This is a genomic window from Defluviicoccus vanus (assembly GCF_014672695.1).
Taxonomy (GTDB): domain Bacteria; phylum Pseudomonadota; class Alphaproteobacteria; order Rhodospirillales; family Defluviicoccaceae; genus Defluviicoccus; species Defluviicoccus vanus.
The window spans coordinates 1,698,332-1,718,948 of sequence record NZ_CP053923.1 but is presented as its reverse complement, the minus strand read 5'-3'; the positions used below and the strand labels follow the sequence as shown (position 1 = coordinate 1,718,948).

The 20,617-nt window shown below is 60.7% G+C and carries 15 protein-coding genes and 4 pseudogenes; 8 read left to right on the top strand and 11 right to left on the bottom strand.

The window, feature by feature from the left end; all coding sequences use genetic code 11:
• The first annotated feature begins 334 nt into the window (after positions 1–334).
• Together istA and istB are read left to right on the top strand one after the other, a co-directional pair.
• Positions 335–1,833 (top strand): annotated as a pseudogene (gene istA, locus HQ394_RS07780) (IS21 family transposase).
• Positions 1,830–2,710: pseudogene (gene istB, locus HQ394_RS07775) on the top strand (IS21-like element helper ATPase IstB). The pseudogenes istA and istB overlap by 4 nt, the downstream one beginning before the upstream one ends.
• Before the next feature lie 93 nt (positions 2,711–2,803).
• Here the strand turns inward: istB and HQ394_RS07770 are convergent.
• Positions 2,804–3,124, bottom strand: a complete 321-nt coding sequence (locus HQ394_RS07770) for a hypothetical protein (protein WP_223292154.1) — start codon at positions 3,122–3,124, stop codon at positions 2,804–2,806.
• On the opposite strand from HQ394_RS07770, the gene HQ394_RS07765 reads away from it, so the two are divergent.
• A complete protein-coding gene (locus tag HQ394_RS07765; RefSeq protein ID WP_190262766.1) occupies positions 3,087–3,338 on the top strand; it encodes an IS3 family transposase in 252 nt (83 codons plus the stop codon). The genes HQ394_RS07770 and HQ394_RS07765 overlap by 38 nt on opposite strands.
• 41 nt (positions 3,339–3,379) lie before the next feature.
• Here HQ394_RS07765 and HQ394_RS07760 read toward each other — a convergent pair whose 3' ends face one another.
• A complete protein-coding gene (locus HQ394_RS07760; protein WP_223291943.1) occupies positions 3,380–3,598 on the bottom strand; it encodes a hypothetical protein in 219 nt (72 codons plus the stop codon).
• A 164-nt stretch (positions 3,599–3,762) separates the two neighbouring features.
• Between HQ394_RS07760 and HQ394_RS07755 the strand changes: the two genes are divergently transcribed.
• A complete protein-coding gene (locus tag HQ394_RS07755; RefSeq protein WP_190262764.1) occupies positions 3,763–4,017 on the top strand; it encodes a hypothetical protein in 255 nt (84 codons plus the stop codon).
• 101 nt (positions 4,018–4,118) lie between these two features.
• Here HQ394_RS07755 and HQ394_RS07750 read toward each other — a convergent pair whose 3' ends face one another.
• The 3 genes from HQ394_RS07750 to HQ394_RS07740 form a co-directional block, all read right to left on the bottom strand.
• Complete coding sequence (locus HQ394_RS07750) at positions 4,119–4,697, bottom strand: polysaccharide biosynthesis/export family protein (RefSeq protein WP_223291942.1); 579 nt, start codon at positions 4,695–4,697, stop codon at positions 4,119–4,121.
• A 56-nt stretch (positions 4,698–4,753) separates the two neighbouring features.
• Positions 4,754–6,073 carry an outer membrane beta-barrel protein gene (locus HQ394_RS07745; protein ID WP_223292060.1) on the bottom strand — a complete coding sequence of 440 codons (1,320 nt, stop codon included), beginning with the start codon at positions 6,071–6,073 and terminating at the stop codon, positions 4,754–4,756.
• Positions 6,074–6,465: 392 nt separating this feature from the next.
• Entirely contained in the window at positions 6,466–6,852 is a 387-nt protein-coding gene (locus HQ394_RS07740; protein ID WP_190262762.1) for a hypothetical protein, read from the bottom strand.
• Between the two features lie 435 nt (positions 6,853–7,287).
• On the opposite strand from HQ394_RS07740, the gene HQ394_RS07735 reads away from it, so the two are divergent.
• From HQ394_RS07735 to HQ394_RS07720, 4 genes are all read left to right on the top strand, one after another.
• Positions 7,288–8,034 (top strand): metallophosphoesterase family protein, encoded by a 747-nt coding sequence (locus HQ394_RS07735; RefSeq protein ID WP_223291941.1) that lies wholly within the window; start codon positions 7,288–7,290, stop codon positions 8,032–8,034.
• 124 nt (positions 8,035–8,158) lie between these two features.
• The gene (glgA, locus tag HQ394_RS07730) at positions 8,159–9,379 is read left to right on the top strand and encodes a glycogen synthase (RefSeq protein ID WP_190262760.1); all 1,221 of its coding nucleotides are present in this window, start codon (positions 8,159–8,161) and stop codon (positions 9,377–9,379) included.
• A gap of 75 nt (positions 9,380–9,454) precedes the next feature.
• Complete coding sequence (locus HQ394_RS07725) at positions 9,455–10,753, top strand: alpha-amylase family glycosyl hydrolase (RefSeq protein ID WP_190262759.1); 1,299 nt, start codon at positions 9,455–9,457, stop codon at positions 10,751–10,753.
• A gap of 57 nt (positions 10,754–10,810) precedes the next feature.
• A complete protein-coding gene (locus HQ394_RS07720; RefSeq protein ID WP_190262758.1) occupies positions 10,811–12,874 on the top strand; it encodes an alpha-1,4-glucan--maltose-1-phosphate maltosyltransferase in 2,064 nt (687 codons plus the stop codon).
• 144 nt (positions 12,875–13,018) lie between these two features.
• Here the strand turns inward: HQ394_RS07720 and malQ are convergent, their stop codons facing one another.
• From malQ to HQ394_RS07695, 6 genes and pseudogenes are all read right to left on the bottom strand, one after another.
• Positions 13,019–14,695 carry a 4-alpha-glucanotransferase gene (gene malQ, locus HQ394_RS07715; protein ID WP_190262757.1) on the bottom strand — a complete coding sequence of 559 codons (1,677 nt, stop codon included), beginning with the start codon at positions 14,693–14,695 and terminating at the stop codon, positions 13,019–13,021.
• Positions 14,643–14,978 (bottom strand): hypothetical protein, encoded by a 336-nt coding sequence (locus HQ394_RS07710; RefSeq protein WP_407644735.1) that lies wholly within the window; start codon positions 14,976–14,978, stop codon positions 14,643–14,645. Before HQ394_RS07710 ends, malQ begins: the two co-directional genes overlap by 53 nt.
• Positions 14,941–15,231 carry a hypothetical protein gene (locus tag HQ394_RS07705; protein WP_190262755.1) on the bottom strand — a complete coding sequence of 97 codons (291 nt, stop codon included), beginning with the start codon at positions 15,229–15,231 and terminating at the stop codon, positions 14,941–14,943. The genes HQ394_RS07710 and HQ394_RS07705 overlap by 38 nt, the downstream gene beginning before the upstream one ends.
• A 26-nt stretch (positions 15,232–15,257) precedes the next feature.
• Positions 15,258–17,327, bottom strand: a pseudogene (gene glgX, locus HQ394_RS07700) (glycogen debranching protein GlgX); the annotation flags it as partial.
• Between the two features lie 204 nt (positions 17,328–17,531).
• Positions 17,532–19,742 (bottom strand): annotated as a pseudogene (gene glgB, locus HQ394_RS19740) (1,4-alpha-glucan branching protein GlgB); the annotation flags it as partial.
• Positions 19,743–19,941: 199 nt separating this feature from the next.
• A complete protein-coding gene (locus HQ394_RS07695; protein ID WP_190262754.1) occupies positions 19,942–20,400 on the bottom strand; it encodes a DUF2934 domain-containing protein in 459 nt (152 codons plus the stop codon).
• Positions 20,401–20,617: the final 217 nt, after the last annotated feature.

The following is a 20,617-nucleotide window of genomic DNA, read 5'->3' as shown; positions in this document are numbered from 1 at the left end:
ACCCTGGTGGTATCGCAGTTGGTATGGATTCGGAGCCTGAGCGGAAAGCCGAATACTTACAATGCGAACTCAAGCCTATTGACCATCGAGTGGGAATGATTTTGTGATCTTTCCCCGGAAATGTGGACGCTTGGTTTTGCAGCTTGAAGCTCTGCCTGTTCGGGTGCGATGTCGCCGAGCGTGGAGTGACGCCGCTGTCGACTGTAGTATCCTTCGATGTATGTGTATGGCGGTGACAAATTAGGCCAGGTAGCGGCGGCGATTGGTGCTGCCGCGCCGGAGTAAAATCCGGCCAGTGGTTAGGCTGTCTCTTTTTTGTGGGGGGCGGCCGGGGATGTTTGCCGTGGAAGTCTACGCCGCCGTTCGGCATTTCGTTTTCATCGAGGGCAACAGCCGGCGTGAGGCGGCCCGGGTGTTCGGGCTGAGCCGTGAGACGGTTTCGAAGATGTGCCGGTTCTCGTTGCCGCCCGGCTACACGCGAACGAAGCCGGTGAAGAAGCCGAAGCTCGGGGTGCTGCTGCCGGTGATCGACGCCATCCTCGAGGCCGACAGGACGGCGCCTTCGAAGCAGCGGCATTCGGCCAAGCGGATCTTCGAGCGACTGCGCGACGAGCACGGTTATGCCGGCGGTCTGACGGTGGTGAGGGACTACGTCCGGGTTGCTCGGGGAGATTGCGGGAGACCTTCGTGCCGCTGGCTCATCCGTCCGGTCATGCGCAGGTCGACTTTGGCGAGGCGATCGGCGTGATCGGCGGCGTCCGGCAGAAGATCCACTTCTTCTGCATGGACCTGCCGCAATCGGATACTCCTTTCGTGAAGGCCTATCCGGCGGAGACGACGGAAGCCTTCCTCGACGGGCATGTGTCGGCATTCGCCTTCTTTGGCGGCGTGCCGTTGTCGGTGCTTTACGACAACACGACGCTCGCGGTGGCGAAGATCTGCGGCGACGGCAGGCGGGAGCGCACCCGGGCCTTTACGGAACTGCAGAGCCATTACCTGTTCCAGGATCGCTTCGGCCGTCCCGGCAAGGGCAACGACAAGGGCAAGGTCGAGGGGCTGGTGAAGTATGCTCGATCGAACTTCCTGACGCCGATCCCCCAGGCGGCAAGCTTCGACGATCTCAATGCGATGCTGGAAGAGCGCTGCCGGCAGCGACGAGGCGAACGCGCCGGTCGCCACGGCGAAACCATCGGCGAGCGTCTCGTCGCCGACCTCGAAGCCTTCCGGGATTTGCCGGCGGTGCCATTGGAGCCGAGCGAGAAGCGGGCGGCCCGTGTCTCATCGACCGCCCTGGTCCGCTACCGCGGCAACGACTACTCGGTACCGACGGCATACGGCTTCCGGGATGTTGTGGTGAAGGGCTTCGTCGACGAGGTGGTGATCCTTTGTGCCGGCGAGGCGATCGCCCGGCATCGTCGCTGCTATGGCACGGGCACCTTCGTATTCGAGCCGCTGCACTATCTGGCGCTGATCGAGACGAAGCCGAATGCCCTCGACCAGGCGGCGGCGCTGAAAGACTGGGATCTGCCGGAGGCGTTCCAGCACCTGCGCCATCTCCTCGAGGCGCGCATGGGCAACCGCGGCAGGCGGGAGTTCATCCAGGTGCTGCGGCTGATGGAGGCGATCCCGATGGAGATGGTGGCGAGCGCGGTCAGCGAAGCGATCCGGCTCGGCGTCATCGGCTTTGATGCGGTCAAGCAGATTGCTCTGGCGCGCGTCGAGCGGCGGCCGGCCCGGCTCGACCTGACGGCCTATCCACATCTGCCGAAAATGGACGTCAGGATGACGGCGGCGGCTGACTACGCCGTTCTCGTTCCCGGGACAACGGCATGACCGGCAAGGCGGGCGCTGATGCGATGCCGGCGGGAACGACAAGCGGCACACCGCAGGTTCTGCTGGCGCATCACCTCAAGCAGTTGAAGCTGCCGACCGTTCTGCGGCGGGAATACGACAAGATCGCCCGCGAATGCGCACGCGACGGCGTCGATCATCCCCGCTATCTGCTGCGCCTGGTGGAACTCGAACTGATCGACCGAGAACGCCGAATGGTCGAGCGGCGGATCAAGGCAGCACGCTTCCCGGCGGTCAAAAGCCTCGACACCTTCGACTTCACCGCGATTCCCAGCCTCAACAAGATGCTGGTGCTCGAGCTGGCCCGCTGCGAGTTCATCCTGCGCCGGGAGAACGTCATCGCGCTCGGCAACAGTGGCACCGGCAAGACCCATGTCGGGCTCGCCCTCGCTCTTGCCGCCTGCCAGAAGGGGTTCACCGTCGCCTTCACCACCGCAGCCGCCCTCGTGCACCAGTTGATGGAGGCGCGTGACGAGCGCCGCTTGCTGAAGCTGCAACGCGATCTCCAGTCGGTGATGTTGCTCATCGTCGACGAACTCGGTTACCTGCCGCTGTCGCCGACCGGGGCGGAACTTCTGTTCGAGGTGTTCTCCAGCGCTACGAGCGCGGCTCGACCCTCGTCACCTCCAATCTGCCGTTCGAGGACTGGACCTCGGTGCTGGGATCGGAACGGCTCACCGGCGCGCTGCTCGACCGCCTGACCCACCACGTCCATATCCTCACCATGAACGGCGACAGCTACCGGTTGAAGCAATCCGCCGGACGTCGTCGTCCCCCCACCGCAGCCGATCGGGCGGAGCAAAACCAGACCACCGCCGAGACCGTCGATCCCGAGACCGGCAAAACCAGCAAGCCCTGATCCCCGAGGCAAAGCCGACGCACGGCAAGGGGCCCGATCGGGCCCCTTGCCGTGATTGCACCGCTCTCGCCCAAATGGCCTGCTTTTACTCCGCTACAGTGGCCCAGAATTGCTCCGCCGTTGACAGATGTAGGCGAACAGGTTCGGCTTGGCGGTCTCGTCGGTCGGATAGGTGGTGTGCTGAACCAGATCTATCTTGATGGTATGGAACCAGCTTTCCATCGGCGCATTGTTGCAGCAATTGCCCTTCTGGCTCATCGACGGCACGATGCCATTCGCTCCCAGCAATGCGCGGTAATCGCCGGCGGCGTATTGGCTGCCGCGGTCGTAGTGATGGATCAGTTCGCGACCGGAACGCTGCAGCGACAACGCGCCGATGGAAAGCTGGCCGCCGATGGAGAGTTGGTTCCACATCCTGAAGACCGAACTCGTCCACCACACCCACTATGTCAGTCGCAACGCCGCCCGCCGCGATCTGTCCGTTTACATCAAAACCTACGACAACCATCAACGGCTCCAGCCGCACTCGGGTCCTGTACTCCCGAGCAAGCCGAGATTCACGCCGCATAACACAGCCTCCACTTTTCCAGGGAAGTATCACGCGAGCGTGACGGTGTTCAGGCGTTGATATGGCGCACTGGGGGCGTTGATCTGCGGACATTCAACGCCTCAGGATCCAGCCTTCAGCTGCTCGACGAGCCTCTCGAAGGCGCTCGTTGCCGCCGTATCGCCGACAAGGGCCGCCCGGACGGCATTGGTGGCGTTGAGGCCAATGGCCAACGTTGCAAGCTGTTTCGGGTCCAGGTCCCAGGCATAGCGCGCCTGCTCGGCAAACAACTCCCGGTCGGCGCTGCCGAAAGTATTCCAGGCGAGAAACGCCAGCCGCAATCGTGACCAAAGGATGGGGGCTCGTGCGCCCCGGTCAGAACCGCCATGCGCAACGCGGCGATGGCGGGTTCTTGCCATGTGCCGAGTTGGAGGAACTCGGCATAAGCAAGCAAGGTCCATGCGTAAGGGTTCGCTGGCGATCGTCCGAGACTGGACCGCAGGGCATGACGCGCATTTTCAAGATGCATGACTGCCGATGGATCGCCAGCGCCCAACTGCTCGGCTATCAGCAGGTGCGCCAAGCCAAGTTTAGCCTCCATTTCAGCATCGTTAACCCAGAACAGTCCCCGCTTTTGTGCATCAATGACGGTTTTGAGGTCTTCGATCGATACTTTCTGCTGATTCTGAATAGTCCGGATGACTGGCTCACCACCGCCGGAGACGAACGCGGCAATGGTGCGCGGGATCGCGGTCAATAGAATAGCGAGGGCGGCAGCCAGGGCCGGGGCGACAACCCAACGTCGGGAGAGCGAGATGGATGCTTTCATGACCGCAAGCACGCGTCCAGAGGAGCCAAGCCCTAGAAGTACCGCTCGCGGACCTCAATGACGTCGCCAGGCGCGACCTTGGCGTCAAGTTTGGCTTCTTCCTCGGTCACTTTGCCATCCTTCGTCCGACGGATGATGACGTAACTGGTCCGCGCCCGGTAAGTGAAGCCGCCCGCCAAAGCGATGGCATTGTGAACGGTCATTTCATTGACGTACGGATAGCCACCGGGCTTGAGCACCTCGCCGTAAATGTAAAACGGCCGATAGGTCAAAACTTCGACGTTGACTCGCGGATTACGCAGGAAATCCGGCTCGAGCTTGGTGGCGATTTCCTTCTCCACTTGCTGCGGCGTCAGTCCCTGCGCTGGTACGGCCTGGATCAATGGCAACGACAGCATCCCGGCGGCGTCAACGTCGAACTCGCCCGAGAGGTCCTCCTGACCGAAAACGGTTATCCGAACTTTATCGCCGGGGCCCAGGACATAGGCTGGGTCCGCACTGAAGGCCGGGGCAACTGAAAGAAACGTTGCCAGGAGCAGGATGGCAACGCCTACAAATGAGCTCAGCATACTCGGGAGCAGGTATGCATCAATGCCGCGACGCGCGTTCATCAAGCAATCCTCTTGACAGCATTCTAGACGAGATAGACGTGAACTTGTAGCGACCTTTAAAGCTGCGCCTGCAGACCAATTCTGACCAGGTTACGTGTATATTCTTCGTTAGACAGATTGGAGTCCCGCTGGACAAAGCGGTAACCAAGATTGGCGGAGAAATTCCGATTTATCAAGTAGCGTGCGCCAACACCAGTTATATAATATTCATCATCTCGATTGATGTTCTCGTACTTATCAGAAACAAAGGCAAAGTTGGCATTAAGGATGAGATTACGCAGTAGTTCGTGATCTACGTCAAGGCTGGTCGTCGTCGTGAAAATACCCGAGACGTTGTCCTGGGTTGTTTCGCTGATCTGCCTGGATGCGCGCGCGGTGATGGTCGTCAGTGTGGTCACGTTCCAGGTCAGCGAACCACCCGCGTCAACACCGCCGGTATTCGTGTACGCGCTTTCGTCGTAGAACTGCTGCAAGTAACCGACATAGATTTCACCAAAGACAACACCGCCCAGATCGAGAGCGACACCGGTGATCGCATTATAGCCCGTTGATGACCTGTTCAACGTGCCGACATTGTCATGATCGTCGTATTCGCGGCGATTGCCGGAGCCTTGGACGAAAACCTCATAATTGGGAAACAACTCGTAGCCGACGCGCACTGAGCCGATGTAATTCGTCCGATCATCGTCCGCATTCGAGACTTTCGATCCATCCTGCAGTGTGTCGTCGTCATAGACAATGCGCTCGATCTGGCCGCCCGTTACCGTGCGGATACGACCGAAGTTCTGATTGAACTGCAGGAAGCCGTTGGCGGTGTTGTAGGGAGTGGGTTCGCGAGCGGCGCCTTGGAAGTCGGGGGTGCCTGGGAACAGGAAGCGATGAGCGTAGCCGCCGCCAGCGAACAAAGCCGAGTCGTTGCTGATATCGGCGCGACCATTGGCGTTAGCAAAATATTCCGTATAGTCCTGCCGTGTATATGTCGAGTACATTGCACTATTCGATCCGGCAGAAAAGTTCAATGCATGCCGTCCCCAGTCGGACTGCAGGGACATCGCCGGTGCGACGTTGGTAATAAAGTCACTTTTTTCGTCGTTCTTTGACGCAAAAATGTTATCGTTCCAGCTTTGAAACACATTCATCTGCGGAAAAAGGTAGAAGCCACCAAGACGAATGCCAAGCGGATCATATTCCGGTCGGCTACGAGTGACCACCGTTTCCCCGCGATAGGGCTCACTGCTTTGCTCTTCCGGTCCGCGCGGTGCAGGCCGCACCGTAAACGGCGCTGACCTTGGTTCCTCCTGCGCACCTGCAGGAACGAAGGTTCCGATTGACAGCACCGATACCGTCAAAGCCAAGCCGACCCGTTGCAAGATCATATTGTTCACCCCTTCCGCCAGGCTACCGACACACGCTATGGCATGTCTTCACGACAGCTTTTACATCCTGAGTAACTACCCCTCCGAATGCGGAAAAGCAATCGTATACACCCGTCGGTTTCAACCCTTACCTCGTAATCTCGTGGGACTTTCTGCGTGATTGTCGCCGCTCTGCAACGGTGCACTACACAGGCCGCCGTACGCACAGAAGTTGAAGGGCCCTGTTTGCGCTGAGGACGGCGGCGCATTGCCGGACGATGCGGCCATGGTAAAGACCGGTTGCCCGTATAGCAGCACCTGACGCATCCGGTTACCGACGACAACACTGCATTGCGGTGTGATTTCGCTAAGCGCCTGGTAAATTTGCGCGCTGCGATTGGGAATGACGGCTATCACTGTGCCGGCGGCCTCGGCAAGGCAGTTGCACTGCGATTCATCGTTGGCCTGTGGCATGCTGAGGCCGGGCTGGCTGCGAATCGGCTGCGGGCTGCTTGGCGCGGGGGCGCCTTCGGGGCAATGGCGTGCGCGACGAGGGTGAGGATTTCGGTGGTGTAGTCCGGTGCTGTGAGCAGCAGATTGGCCAGTTCCTCGGTATTGACGCAAACAGCCTTGGGCGCCTTTGCCGTTTCGAGCAAGGCAGTGAGACGAGGCCGTCCCCCGGCCGGGAGTGGTGGTGGTTCGACTGCCTGGCTGACATGGCTCCAGCCGATGCTGCCGATGAGCATGGCGATCAGGGCCTGGCGGAGGCACGGCAGGAAAAATGCGTGTTCGGAATTCATGTCCGGTTGCGGCCCCGGTTGCAGTCAGTGGATGACGGCGATAGCGCCACTTCGATAGAAAGCTTATGATGGAATCATAGCTTCAACTATGACGTGTATCACGCCGTCTGCCGGCGAAACGGTCCTACTCTTGGGTTCCTGGCGACCCTGGCCCAGGGTGACGAAGAGGCTGTGCGTCGAAAAAGCCGGATCGGCGACAACACGAGGCGACGAAAAGGATGACGAACACTTGACCGAGTGTGCCGAAGGCGTCTTGCCGAGATCGTGGCGCTGCATTGACGCACTTGCGCCGGAGCGCCGCGGTCGGTTGAGGGTTCCGACCAAGCTGCTGATTCGCCTCCTGCCAATCGCTGGCTTATGCCCCTCCATCTCTTGAAGCGGCTATGGCAGCGGTCGCCCCAGATCGGGGTTGGCACGGCGTCGGTGCCGCCTGGGATGCGTATTTATGCCATCGGCGACATTCACGGACGTTTCGATCTGCTTCGGCAGTTGCACCAGGCGATCCGCGCCGATTGTGCCGACGTGTCGCCGCTGACCACATTGCAGGTCGTCTATCTGGGCGACTACGTCGACCGCGGCTGGCAAAGCCGCGAAGTGATCGACCTGCTCATCGAGCAGCCGCTGCGTGGCTTTTTCGCCGTCCACTTGCTCGGCAACCATGACCGACAACTGCTGGAGTTTCTCCAGCACGGCACGGGCGGACCGCAGTGGCTGCGCTATGGCGGCGACGCGACCATTTGCAGTTACGGCGTCCGGATGACGGATGGTGGCGGCGCGGCAAAGCGGCTGACGGTCATGCGCGACGAACTGGTCCGGACCGTGCCGCAACAGCATGTCAGGTTTCTCCAGCAGTTGCCGCTGATGCATCAGGTGGGCGACTACCTCTTCGTTCACGCCGGTATCGATCCGGAAAAGCCGCTCGCCGAACAGACCGAACGCGACTTGCTCTGGATTCGCGACGAATTTCTCGAGTCGGATAACCACTTCGGCGCCGTCGTCGTGCACGGCCACACCACGACCCGGGAGCCCGATGTCCGCAGCAATCGGATCGGCATCGATACCGGCGCCTGCTACGGCAACCGGCTCACCTGCTTGGTGCTCGAGGGGCAGCAGAAGCGGTTTCTAACTGCCACGGCTGCCCGACCATCGAGCGGATTTGCTGTCCCCGACTTCCCCGTATGAGGCAGCAGATCGTGTTTGTGGCAGGCTCGATGCCGCCGCATGCATTATAGGCGGATAAGCGATTGACGATCGTCCGTCTTAGGGTAGATACAGCGCAATCTCCCGCCGCGCTGGAGCATCGCCGATGCGTATTCTTTTCCTTACAAACGAATATCCTCCTCACATTTACGGCGGTGCAGGAGTGCACGTGGAGTACCTGTCCCGCGAACTGGCGAAGCTGGTTTCGGTCGAGGTGCGAAGTTTCCACGATCAGTCGCTCGTCAACGGCGGGCTGACGGTACGCGGTACCAAGATCGAAGGCTCACAGTTTGCCGGCTGTCCGGTGCCACTGATCTCGCCGTTGCGGGCATTGGCGACCTGTCTGGCCTTCAACGGTCAGGGTATCGACACCGATGTGGTCCATTGCCACACGTGGTATACCCACTTCGGTGGCGTTCTCGCCAAGCTCATGTACGGTGTGCCGCTGGTGATTACCGCGCACTCGCTTGAGCCACTGCGTCCCTGGAAGCGGGAGCAGATCGGCCGCGGCTACGATTTCTCCGCATGGTTGGAAAAAACGGCAGTCGAGATGGCCGACGCCATCATTGCTGTCTCGACCAGCACCCGTGACGATGTTCTGCGATTGTTCGATGTGGCGCCGGAGCGTGTCCACGTGATCGCCAACGGCATCGACACCGAAGAATACAAGCCAGTGCATCGCCCGGACATTCTCTCCCGCTATGGCATCGACTACAGCGGGCCGTATGTCCTGTTCGTTGGCCGGATGACTCGCCAGAAAGGGCTTGGTTATCTCCTGCGCGCGATCGAGCGCATCGACCCGCAACTTCAGATCGTTCTTTGCGCCGGCGAATCCGACACGCCTGAACTGCAGGCCGAACTGGAGCAAATTGTAGCGGAGCTGANNAGGCGCCGCAGGCCGGGCATCGTCTGGATCCCGGAGATGGTCGAGCGCGCCTCGGCGATTGCGCTGTACTCGCAAGCGACCGTGTTCTGCTGCCCCTCCATCTACGAACCCTTCGGCATCATCAACCTGGAAGCCATGGCCTGTGGGACGCCCGTCGTCGGCAGCAACGTCGGCGGCATTCCCGAAGTGGTGGTGGACGGGGAGACCGGCTTCATTGTCGATGCCACCTTGTCGGCGGAGCCGCCGCACGATCCTATGGACCCTGACCGGTTCAGCGCCGGGCTGGCGGAAGCGATCAATCGGTTTGTCGCCACCCCAGACCTGTCGCGACGCATGGGTGACGCTGGACGTCAGCGGGTGGTCAACCACTATAGCTGGCAGAGCATTGCCAAGCAGACACTCGAACTTTACAACGCGCTCGTCGAGGGTGGTCGCTCCTAGGAGCGCCGCGGCAGCGGATCCGCCACAGTAGACGTATCGCGAACGACAAGAACACAAGAAACAAGGGAGTGGGACGTGGCCGAAGGCGCCCGTATATATAATNTTTTCCCGCCGCTGGTCGGACCCGTCGATGCCTGGAAGACCCATCTGGAACGCATTGCGCAGATGGGGTTCAACTGGATTTTCCTTAACCCCATCCACTATCCGGGTTTCTCCGGCAGTCTCTACGCGGTTAAGGACTACTACACGCTGAACCCGATGTTTCGCGGTAATTCCAGCGAGACGCCGGATCGGCTGATCTCCGGTTATCTGGAAGCGGCCTCCCGCCAGGGTATCAAGGTGATGATGGATCTGGTGGTCAATCACACCGCCAAGGATTCGCTGATCGCCGCCGAGCACCCCGAGTGGTTCGAACGCGAACCCGACGGGTCGCTGCGCTCGCCCTTCGCGCTTGATCCAGGCAACCCAAACAACAAGACGGTGTGGGCGGATCTGGCCGAAATAAACTACCAGGATCGCCCGGAGCGCCAGGCGATAATCGATTACTTCGCCGAACTTGTTCGCCACTACACTAGGCTTGGCGTCGGCGGTTTCCGCTGCGATGCTGCCTACAAGGTGCCGAAGGATGTTTGGCGCCAGCTGCTCAACGCCGCGCAAAGCGTCAACCCCGATGTTCTGTTTGTTGCTGAGAACCTCGGCGCGATGATGGAGCAGGTGGACGCCATGCGCGGGGCTGGCTTCGATTACCTGTTCAACAGCGCCAAGTGGTGGGACTTCCGCCAGGGTTGGCTGCTGGAGCAGTACGAGCGCTTTCGCAGTATCGCGCCGTCGATCGCCTTTCCGGAGTCACACGACACCGAACGCCTCACCAGCGATCTGGCCCAGCAAGGGCTGACGGCGCCGCGCGATGTGGAGCGGCGCTATCGCAACGCCTATCTGTTCTCGGCAATATTCTCATCCGGCGTCATGATCCCGATCGGCTTCGAATACGGATTCCGGCGCAAGTTGCACGTGGTTGATACCCGTCCGAGCTTTTGGGAAACACCGCAATTCGATATCAGCGCCTATATTGCCGACGTTAACAAGATGAAGGCGGCGGTGCCAGTGCTTAATGAAGAAGGGTCACAGCGTGCATTCGTGCTGCGCGATGGGCGCATCTGTGCCTTGCTGCGGCGGGCGATGCGTGGCCCCGGCTGGGTACTGACGCTGCTTAACACCGAGTACGGGGCCACCGTCAGCGCGCCGCTCGACGGCCTTGACAATGATATCGGCGAAGGCAGGGAGATCACCCCGGTGGCCGCAGCGAAACGANTGCGGCGGGGCATGGAAGTGACAATGGCACCGGGTGAGGTTCGCGTCTTCACCCGCGCCTGAGACATAAACCAGCAACGGCCGCCATCGAGCGGCCGGCGGCGGAAGGGGTAGGGATCGATGACCACGGTGATCACACAACAACAGGTGCCGGCGCGGACGTGTCGTCCCGGCGACAGCCGGATCAGCCTTCGTCTGCGCGCGGAACTACACAGCCGACCGATCGTCGTTCAGGATGTGGAGCCGCAGGTGGACGGTGGCCGCTATCCGGTGAAGCGCGGGGTCGGCGATCGCTTGGAAGTCGCGGCGACGATCTTTCGCGACGGCCACGACAAGCTGGCCGCAGTTGTCCTCTATCGCCGGCTGGACGCGACGGAGTGGCAGGAAACGCCGCTGTCCCTGATCAATCCGGGGCTCGACCGCTGGACCGGCAGTTTCGCCCTGCCGGACAATGCCACCTATGTCTATACCGTCGAGGCATGGACGGATGCCTACGAATCCTGGTGCCTCGAGCTTGAGAAGAAGATCGGCGCCGGGCAAACGGTGGCGCTGGAACTGATCGAGGGACGCTCGTTGGTGACCGACGCGCAGGCGCGGGCGACGTCCGCCGCCGACCTCGCGCGCATGCAGCAGGCGCTTTCGGCGTTCGATACCCACCAGGACAGTGTGCGCGCGACGCTGCTGCTTGATGCCGGTCTTCGCGCGGCGATGACGCGGGCCGTCGATCGTTCCCTGGCGGTCCGCTACGACCGCGAGTTGATGGTCACCGTCGACCGGGTGGAGGCACGGTTCGCTGCCTGGTACGAGATGTTCCACCGTTCGCAGGGACGGGTGGCGGGCAAAAGCGCCACCCTCGCGGATTGCGAAGATCGCCTGCCGGAGATCCGGGCAATGGGCTTCGACGTGATCTACTTCGTCCCCATTCACCCGATTGGCCGGCTGCACCGTAAGGGCAAGAACAATGCACTGGTGGCACTTCCCGGCGAACCGGGCAGCCCCTACGCGATTGGCGCGGCGGAAGGTGGACATAAGGCGATTCACCCGGACCTCGGCACCCTCGCCGACTTTCGTCGCTTCGTCCGCGCCTGCCATGCCCAGGGGATGGAAGTCGCGCTCGACTTCGCCATTCAGTGCTCGCCGGATCACCCGTGGGTGAAGGAGCATCCGGAATGGTTCCTGTTCCGACCGGACGGCTCGATCAAGTACGCGGAGAATCCGCCGAAAAAGTACCAGGACATCGTCAACCTCAACTTCTACGGTGATCACCAGGAAGCGCTGTGGCAGGAACTGCTGTCGGTGGTCCTGTACTGGGTGGAGCAGNGGGTAAAAATCTTCCGCGTCGATAATCCGCATACCAAGCCGGTCCCATTCTGGGAATGGATGATTGGCGAGGTGCGAAAGGTAGACCCGGAAGTCATGTTCCTCGCGGAAGCGTTTACCCGGCCGCCAATGATGAAGATGCTGGCGAAGGTGGGCTTCCAGCAATCGTATTCCTACTTTACCTGGCGCAATTTCAAGCAGGAAATCACCGATTACCTGATCGAACTGACCCAGGGGCATGCCAAGGAGTACATGCGCCCCAACTTCTTCCCGAGCACGCCCGACATCAACCCACCCTACCTGCAGACGGGAGGCCGGCCGGCGCACATGATCCGCCTCGCCCTCGCCGCAAGCCTGTCAAGCGTGTACGGCATGTACAACGGTTACGAACTGTGTGAAGCGACGCCTGTTCCGGGCAAGGAAGAGTTCTTTAACTCGGAGAAGTACGAGTACAAGGTTTGGGACTGGGATCGGCCGGGCAACATCAAGGACTTCATCACCAAGATTAACCGCATCCGCCGAGACAACCCGGCATTGCATGAGTTCGAGAATCTGCGCTTCTACCCGTCCGACGATGACAACATTCTCTTCTACGGCAAGATGACCGACGATCGCACTAACATGGTGTTCTTCGTTGTCAATCTCGATCCATTCGATCCGCACGTCGCCGAAATCGAGTTTCCGCTCGAAGCAATGGGGCTGCTACCGGGACAGACCTTCCAGGTGGATGAATTGCTGACCGCCCGCCGCCACCTCTGGCGCAACGCTAAACAGGGCGTCCGCCTCGATCCCGAGGTCAATCCGGTGGAGATCTATCGTATCGGCAGTTGGCAGCAGGTGGACTACCAGAACCCGTGCTACTGAGCCGGCAGGTCACACCAGCGGCATTCGCTGCTGGTGTGACCTGTAGGCAGGCGTAGGGCCTTTGTTGTGCACGTGAGACGGGTCGTCGGCCGGCTGCAAATGCCAACGACCCGGTGGGCCCTCGCGAATAGGGCGCTGAGCGTCCTACCGTATTGACGGACTTTTCGGTGGCTGACGTCGCGCCTCGAGCGCAGGTTTCATCGCTGCAAGCGTCGCCAGCGATGGCAGGTCTTCGACCTGCTTCGATAGCTTGCGTCGCCAGTTGGGACGTTCGTCAACAGTGCCGGGCAGATTGATTTGCTCGTTTTCCTGCATCAGGTCGTCAATCTGTACCAGCAGGATCTGCGCTGGCGAGCGGGCGAGATAGGTATGCAACGCTGCCGCTAGCGGCGCGTCCATGGCCATTCCGTCGACGTTGTTCGGATCGCGTCCCGCCGGCAGCAGGCCCTCCGCTGCCAGCGCCTTCAGCAGCAGATAACGGTCGTGAATGCGGGCCGTGCGCTCTTCCTCTGCCGCCGTGGCGTTGGGATACTGCCCAAGTTCCTCCTTGAGGTCGATGTCGACGCCGTCCCAGTAGCCCCACAGCGTGGCCAGGTCGTGGGTCGAGATGCAGGCCAGGGCGTTGGCTGGATACTCACTTGGCCGCCGGTAGCGGTCACCCGCCTTTTCGAAGTAGAGCACGCGATAGGAAAGGATCCTCGCTTTCGTCATCCGCTCGCGGAAGCCATCGGGAACGGTGCCCAGGTCCTCGCCGACGACAAGGCAGCGATGTCGCTGACTTTCGAGCGTCAGTACCGCCAGCATTTCCTCGAAGGGATACTTGACGTAGGCGCCACCGGCCGGGGTACCGTCGGCCGGCATCCAAAACAGGTGTAGCAGCGCCATGACGTGGTCAATGCGCAGTGCCCCTGCATAGCGCATGTTGGCGCGGAGGATGGCGATGAAGGGCGCGTACGCACGCTCGCGCAGGGTGAGCGGGTGCAAAGGTGGGATTTGCCAGTCCTGGCCCAGCATATTGAAGGGATCGGGTGGGCAGCCAATCTTGGCACCCTGAACCATCACTTCTGGATTACCCCAGCAATCGGCACTCTCGCGGGCACCCCCGACGGCGAGATCGGCATAAAGGCCGATCGCCATGCCATCGGCGCGCGCCTTTTCGTGTGCCGCAGTGAGCTGGTTGCCGGCGTTCCACTGGACGTACATGTAGAACTCGACGCGGTTCGCATGCTCGTTCGCGAACGCTTTTGCCTGTGGCGAATCCGGTCTGCGCAGCTCTTCCGGCCACTGCTGCCAGGACAGGCCAGGGTAGGCTTCGGCGAGGGCATTGAACAGGGCGAAGCGATGCAGCGGTTCACCCTCTGCGGCGCAGAAGCGATTGAAATCTTCGTGGCGGAGCGTGCGTTCCGACTTCCGCGTCTCCGGCTTACCCTGTTCCGGCTTGCCGGGGCGGCGGAACCATTCATAAAGGGCGTACAGTACCTTCAGTTTGAATCGGGTAACCTGCGGGTAGTCGACATATGGACTGCTCCGCCAACTATCGAGTAGATCGGCATTGTGGCGTACCAGCGTTTGCGCTTCGATGCAGGTGGCAAACTCGGGAATGGCTTCGACGTCGATGTAGATAGGATTGAGGAACAGGCGACTGGCCGGCGAATAGGGGCTGGCCCAGTGGGGTTGCTGCGGGAACAGCGCGTGCAGCGGATTGAGGCCGAGGACGTCGGCACCCACCGCGGCGCTGACGTCCAGCGCGGCAAGCAGGTCGGTGAAGTCACCGACGCCCCAGTTGCCCGGACGTCGCAGGGTATAGAGCTGAGCTGCCAAGCCCCAAACACGCCCCCTCCGCCAGCACTGGCGGTAGATAGGCCTGCTGCGGGGCGACGATGATCTGCGTCGAGCCATCGAAGGTTTCGGCCAACCGCAGGGAGTGGTAACCGGGCGGCAAGTCCAACGGCAGCACGACGCTGAGCAAGACTCGCTCCTCACCGTCGACGACCCGCCGGTCAGTGAGTGGGGCGTCGTCCGGTTGGACAATCAGTTCGTGGCGGAGGCCGGATTCCTCGATCAACTCACCGGTGATCGGCAAGGACAGACGGGAGGCAGGGATGCACAGCGAGACCTCGACCGGGTTGTTCTCGTACGCGACAACGACGGGGGAGGAAACGCTGCCAGGGGGCGTCTTCGAGCTGTGTCAGGCTGGCGGCGATGGCCGCCGCCGAATCGGCAGCGATGCCTAGCGCGGCAAGAATATTCCCCTTTGCCGCGTCGTCGACGCGATGATGATTGCCCCAGATGTCCCAATAATCGGACTCGACACCGGCCAGTTCCGCCAAGCGGTCGAGGCCACGGGCATTCGTCATGATCGTCCTTCCATTTTCGTAAACGTTTATTTGTCTTGCAGTAGCACGGATGATCGACCCCGTAGGGAATAAGAGTGGCCGGCGCTATAGGTCGCGCCGCCGTCGCTGTTGCCGTCCCAGCGCGCGGTGTCGAAGATCAGTCGCCAGTGTGGCGCAAGTTTCGGAGCCGGTATCTTAAAAGAAACATCGCCGTCGCCGGCATTCAACAGCAAAATAAAAGACTCAAACTCACCGCTATCGGAAGTGGCGGCTGGAGCAAATAGATATGCGCCGAGAAAGCGGGCATTAGTGGCCGTCCAATCGGCAACGGTAAATTCCCGACCTTCGGTGGTGAGCCAGGTTACATCTTTTTGCTCGCCTTTGTTGGCCGCTTCTCCAGTCAGGAACTTGCTGCGGCGGAAAATCCGGTAGTCCCGCCTGAGCTGCAGCAGCAGCCGGGTAAACTCGCGCAGGGATTCATCGTCGGGGCGCAGTCCCTCCCACTTGACCCAACTGACCTCGTTATCCTGGCAGTAGGCATTGTTGTTGCCTCCCTGGGAGCGGCCGAACTCATCACCGGCTGTGAGCATCGGCGTTCCCTGTGACAGCAACAGCGTCGCCAGGAGATTGCGTTTGTCCTGTTCGCGGCGGCGGCGAATCCCTTCGTCGTTCGTCTCGCCTTCGACACCGCAATTCCAGCTGAGATTGTTGTCGGTGCCGTCGCGATTGTGTTCGGCGTTGGCCTCGTTATGCTTTTGGTTATAGCTGACGAGATCGTGCAGGGTGAAACCGTCGTGGGCGGTAATGAAGTTGATGCTGGCCCACGGACGCCGGCCACGCCGCTGAAACAGATCGGCCGAGCCAGTCAACCGCCCTGCCACCTCACCGACCACCCCGGCGTCGCCCCGCCAGAAGCGGCGCGCCGTGTCCCGATAGCGATCGTTCCACTCCGCCCAGCCGGGTGTGTAGTTGCCGAGCTGGTAGCCACCGAGGCCGATGTCCCACGGCTCGGCGATCATCTTCACCCGCGACAGCACCGGATCCTGGATCACCACATCGAAAAAGCCCGCGTGGGGATCGAATCCGTGCTGCTCCCGTCCCAGCGTCGAGGTTAAATCGAAGCGAAAGCCGTCGACGTGCATTTCTTCGACCCAGTAACGCAGGGAATCGATGACCATTTGCAACACGCGCGGATGGCGGATGTTGACGGAGTTGCCGCAGCCGGTGAAGTCGGCGTATTTGCGCTTGTCGCTGGCGAGAACGTAGTAGGAGGCATTGTCGATGCCGCGAAAGCTCAGGGTCGGGCCAAGCTCGTTGCCCTCAGCGGTGTGGTTGTAAACCACATCCAAGATCACCTCGATCCCGGCGGCATGCAGGTTCGCCACCATGATCTTGAATTCGCGGATCTGGCCACGGCTGAGAAACCGTGGATCAGGGGCAAAATAGTTGATCGAACTGTAGCCCCAGTAATTGCGCAACTGCTTGGTGATAAGGTGCTGTTCGTCGGTGATTGAATGGATGGGCAGCAACTCGACCGCAGTGATTCCCAGCTTGACCAGGTAATCGATGACCGGCGGCGAGCCGAGACCGGAGAAGGTGCCGCGTTCGATCTCGGGGACTTGGAGGTTCTGCTTGGTGAACCCTTTGACGTGCAGTTCGTAGATGACGGTCTGCGACCAGGGGGTATTCGGCAGGCGCTCGGGTCCCCAGGTGAACGCAGGTTCAACCACGCGGCACTTGGGCATGGCACGGGCGCTGTCTCGCTTGTCGAAGGACATATCGCCGCGCGAGCTGTCGCGGCGATAACCGAAGTGGACATCGGTCAGCAGCACCTGACCTTCGATCGCGGTGGCATACGGATCGATCAGCAGCTTGTTCGGGTTGAAGCGATGACCAAGCCGCGGCTCGTACGGACCATGGACGCGATAACCGTAGAGCTGTCCCGGATGCAGACCAGTGACATATCCGTGCCAGATAAGATTGGTGAACTCGGGCAGCACGAGACGTTCGGTCTCGCGCCGTCCGGTGGAATCGAACAAGCATAGCTCGACCTTCTCGGCGTTCTCTGAAAACAGGGCGAAGTTTACACCTCGCCCGTCCCAGGTTGCGCCAAGAGGGGAAGGACTACCGGGTTGTAGTCGGCTTTGCGCTNNTCCATCGTTGCCCGTCACCCCTGTTGTCGTTATCGACACTGTCTTTTCTTTTGCAATCGTAACATCGTCTGTAGTCACCGCAAGCACCTTCAGTTCCGGCTCAATTGCCGGCACGATCTCTTCGACGATTTCTTCTTCCGCGATCTCTTCTTCTTTCTCACGCGGATATGGTTTGAGGACCAGCGTTGCGAGCGGCGGCAGGTCGAGCACCAAAGAGTACATGAACCCGTGCGCGCCGATGATATCGGCGTCAACACGACCAGAATTGCCAACGCCGGAGCCAGCATAGCAGGCGGCATCGGTGTTCAGCAGTTCGGCGTATGGACCATCCTGCGGCACACCGATACGGTAGCTCTTACGCACGACGGGGGTAAAGTTGCAGATGACCACCACGAAATCGTCCGCATTGGCCGCCTTGCGGATATAGGAGATCACGCTGTTATCGGAGTCGTGGCAATCGATCCAGGAAAACCCTTCGGGGAAGCAATCGGTCTCGTAAAGCGCCGGCTGCGAGCGGTAGAGGTTATTCAGATCACGCACCAAGCTGTGCACGCCGTTTTGCAACGGGTATTCCATCAGGTGCCAGTCGAGGCTCTTGGCGTACTGCCACTCTTCGCCCTGGCCGAACTCACAGCCCATGAACAGCAGCTTTTTACCTGACATCGTCCACATGAAGGAAAGGTAGCAGCGCAGGTTGGCGAACTTCTGCCAAGAGTCGCCCGGCATCTTGTTCAACAGCGAGCCTTTGCCATGCACGACTTCATCGTGGGAGATCGGCAGGATGAAGTTTTCGGTGAAGGCGTAGAGTAGGCCGAAGGTGAGCAAGTTGTGGTGGTAGCGGCGGTGGATCGGCTCCTTGCTGATGTAGCGCAAGGTGTCGTTCATCCAGCCCATGTTCCATTTGTAGCCGAAGCCGAGTCCGCCGAGGTAGGTGGGGCGGGACACCATCGGCCAAGCCGTTGATTCCTCTGCCACGGTCATCACGCCTTCGTGGTTGCCGTAGACGAGTTCGTTCATCCGCTTCAGGAAATCGATCGCTTCGAGGTTTTCGCGACCGCCGAACATGTTTGGTATCCACTCGCCTTCCTTTNNGCGGCTGTAGTCGAGGTACAGCATCGAGGCGACGGCATCGACGCGCAGGCCGTCGATGTGGAATTCCTCCATCCAGTAGAGCGCGTTCGACAGCAGGTAGTTGGAGACCTCACGCCGACCGTAGTTATAAATCATGGTGTCCCAGTCCATGTGCTTACCCTTGCGCGGGTCGGAATGCTCATAGAGATGGGTACCATCGAAATAGTCCAGGCCGTGCGGATCGCTCGGGAAGTGACCGGCGACCCAGTCGATCAGGACGCCAATACCGGCCTCATGGCAACAGTCGATGAAGTACTTGAAATCGTTTGGCTTGCCGAAGCGGCTGGTGGGGGCGAACAGGCCGGTCGGCTGGTATCCCCAGGAGCCATCGAAGGGATACTCGTGCACCGGCATCAGCTCGATGTGGGTGAACCCCAAGTCCTTGACATAGGGGATCAACTGGTCAGCGATCTCGCGATAGGTCAGGTAGCGGTCGCCTTCCTCCGGCACCCGACGCCAGGAGCCGAGATGCACCTCGTAGATTGTGACCGGGGCGTCGCGATCGTTGTGATGGGCGCGGCTGCGCATCCAATCACCGTCATTCCAGGTATATGCGGTCGGGTCAGGAACCACCGAGCCGGTTCTCGGCGGCTGCTCGGCCTCGGTGGCGAAAGGATCGGCCTTTTGCGCCATGAGGTTGCCGAAGCGGTCCTTGATCTCGTACTTGTAGATGTCACCCGCGCCGACGTTCGGCAGGAAGATCTCCCACACACCGCATTCGTAGCGGCAGCGCATCGGGTTGCGGCGGCCATCCCAGCCGTTGAAATCGCCAACGACGCTGACCCGGCGGGCATTCGGCGCCCACAGGGCAAATGCCGTACCCGCGACTCCTTCCAGCGTGGTCGGATGCGCGCCCAGCTTTTCGAACACGCGCAAGTGCGTTCCCTCGACGAGCAGATGGATGTCGAGTTCGCCCAGCACCGGCCCAAAGCGATAGGGATCTTCGATGTCGTAGGCATCGTCGTTGCCGTGCGGCAGGATGCGTAGGCTGTAATCAAAGTGCTGGCGCTTGCCTTCCACCGGGCCGGCGAACAACCCCTGTTCGCGGATCAACGGCAGATTGGCGACAACCTTCCCGGTGGCACGGTCGACGACGGCGACCTGTCGGGCCTGCGGTTGGAACGTCCGGACAACGATCGTGTCGCTGCCGCCGAGCGTCTCCGTGTGCATGCCGAGGACCGAAAAGGGATCGTTGTGGTCGCCGTGAACGATCCGTTCGAGCTCACTGTCAGCTGACTGTTTTATCATGGCTTGACCCAATCCCGTGGCGAGTGCCCCTTTGGCGTTTTGCAATTGACGGCGTTTCCAGCTAGACGCTGAAGACACCGCGGTTGACCTCCCCCTTTGGACAGGAGCCGCGAGATGACTCGTTGACGGCTGGCTGCCCAAGACGCCGTGGGCGCTCTTCGCGGATCTTGGGTGCTGCCGCAACGACCGGCGGAGGTTTTTATGCCTTCTTCTTCTTGCTGGCCGGCGTACGTTTGCTAGCGCCGTCTGTCTTCGTTTTTGGTGTCGCTTTCGGCTTTGCCGTATCCGACTTCGCCTTCGCTGCCGCGGGTTTGACCTTGGCAGTCTCCTCCACAACTATCACTTTGGCGGCTTCTGCTGCTGCCTTGGCCTGCGCCGCTTCTTCGGCCGCCTTGGCTGCCGCGGCTTCCGCCGCTGCCTTGGCCTTTGCCGCTTCTTCGGCTGCCTTGGCTACGGCAGCTTCCGCTGCTGCCTTGGCTTTCGCCGCTTCTTCTGCCCTAGCCTCTGCTGCTTCTGCTGCTTCTGCGGCAGCAGCGGCTTCTTCGAGTTCAGCAATAGCACGGGCCCAATGTTCACCAGCCATGCCGTCGGGGCATCCTTCGCGCTCCCAGATCGCATGCGCGCGCTTTACGATGTCGTCGTGGTTGTGCTGCGTCATTCCCTGTTTCCCCCAAAGAGGACAGTTTGCTAGGCTCAGTTTAGCCAAAACCCCGGCAGATGCCAGGGCGACTGAGGACTATTCATCTGCGTTGTCGATGGCCGCGGGACACCATCCCGCCGGTAGCGGCTGCGCTTCTGGCGATTTGCTGGGCGCTCCGCTTGTCAAGTGGTTCGCCAGCAGCCGTACGCCGGACCGGAATAGAAATATCACGCGC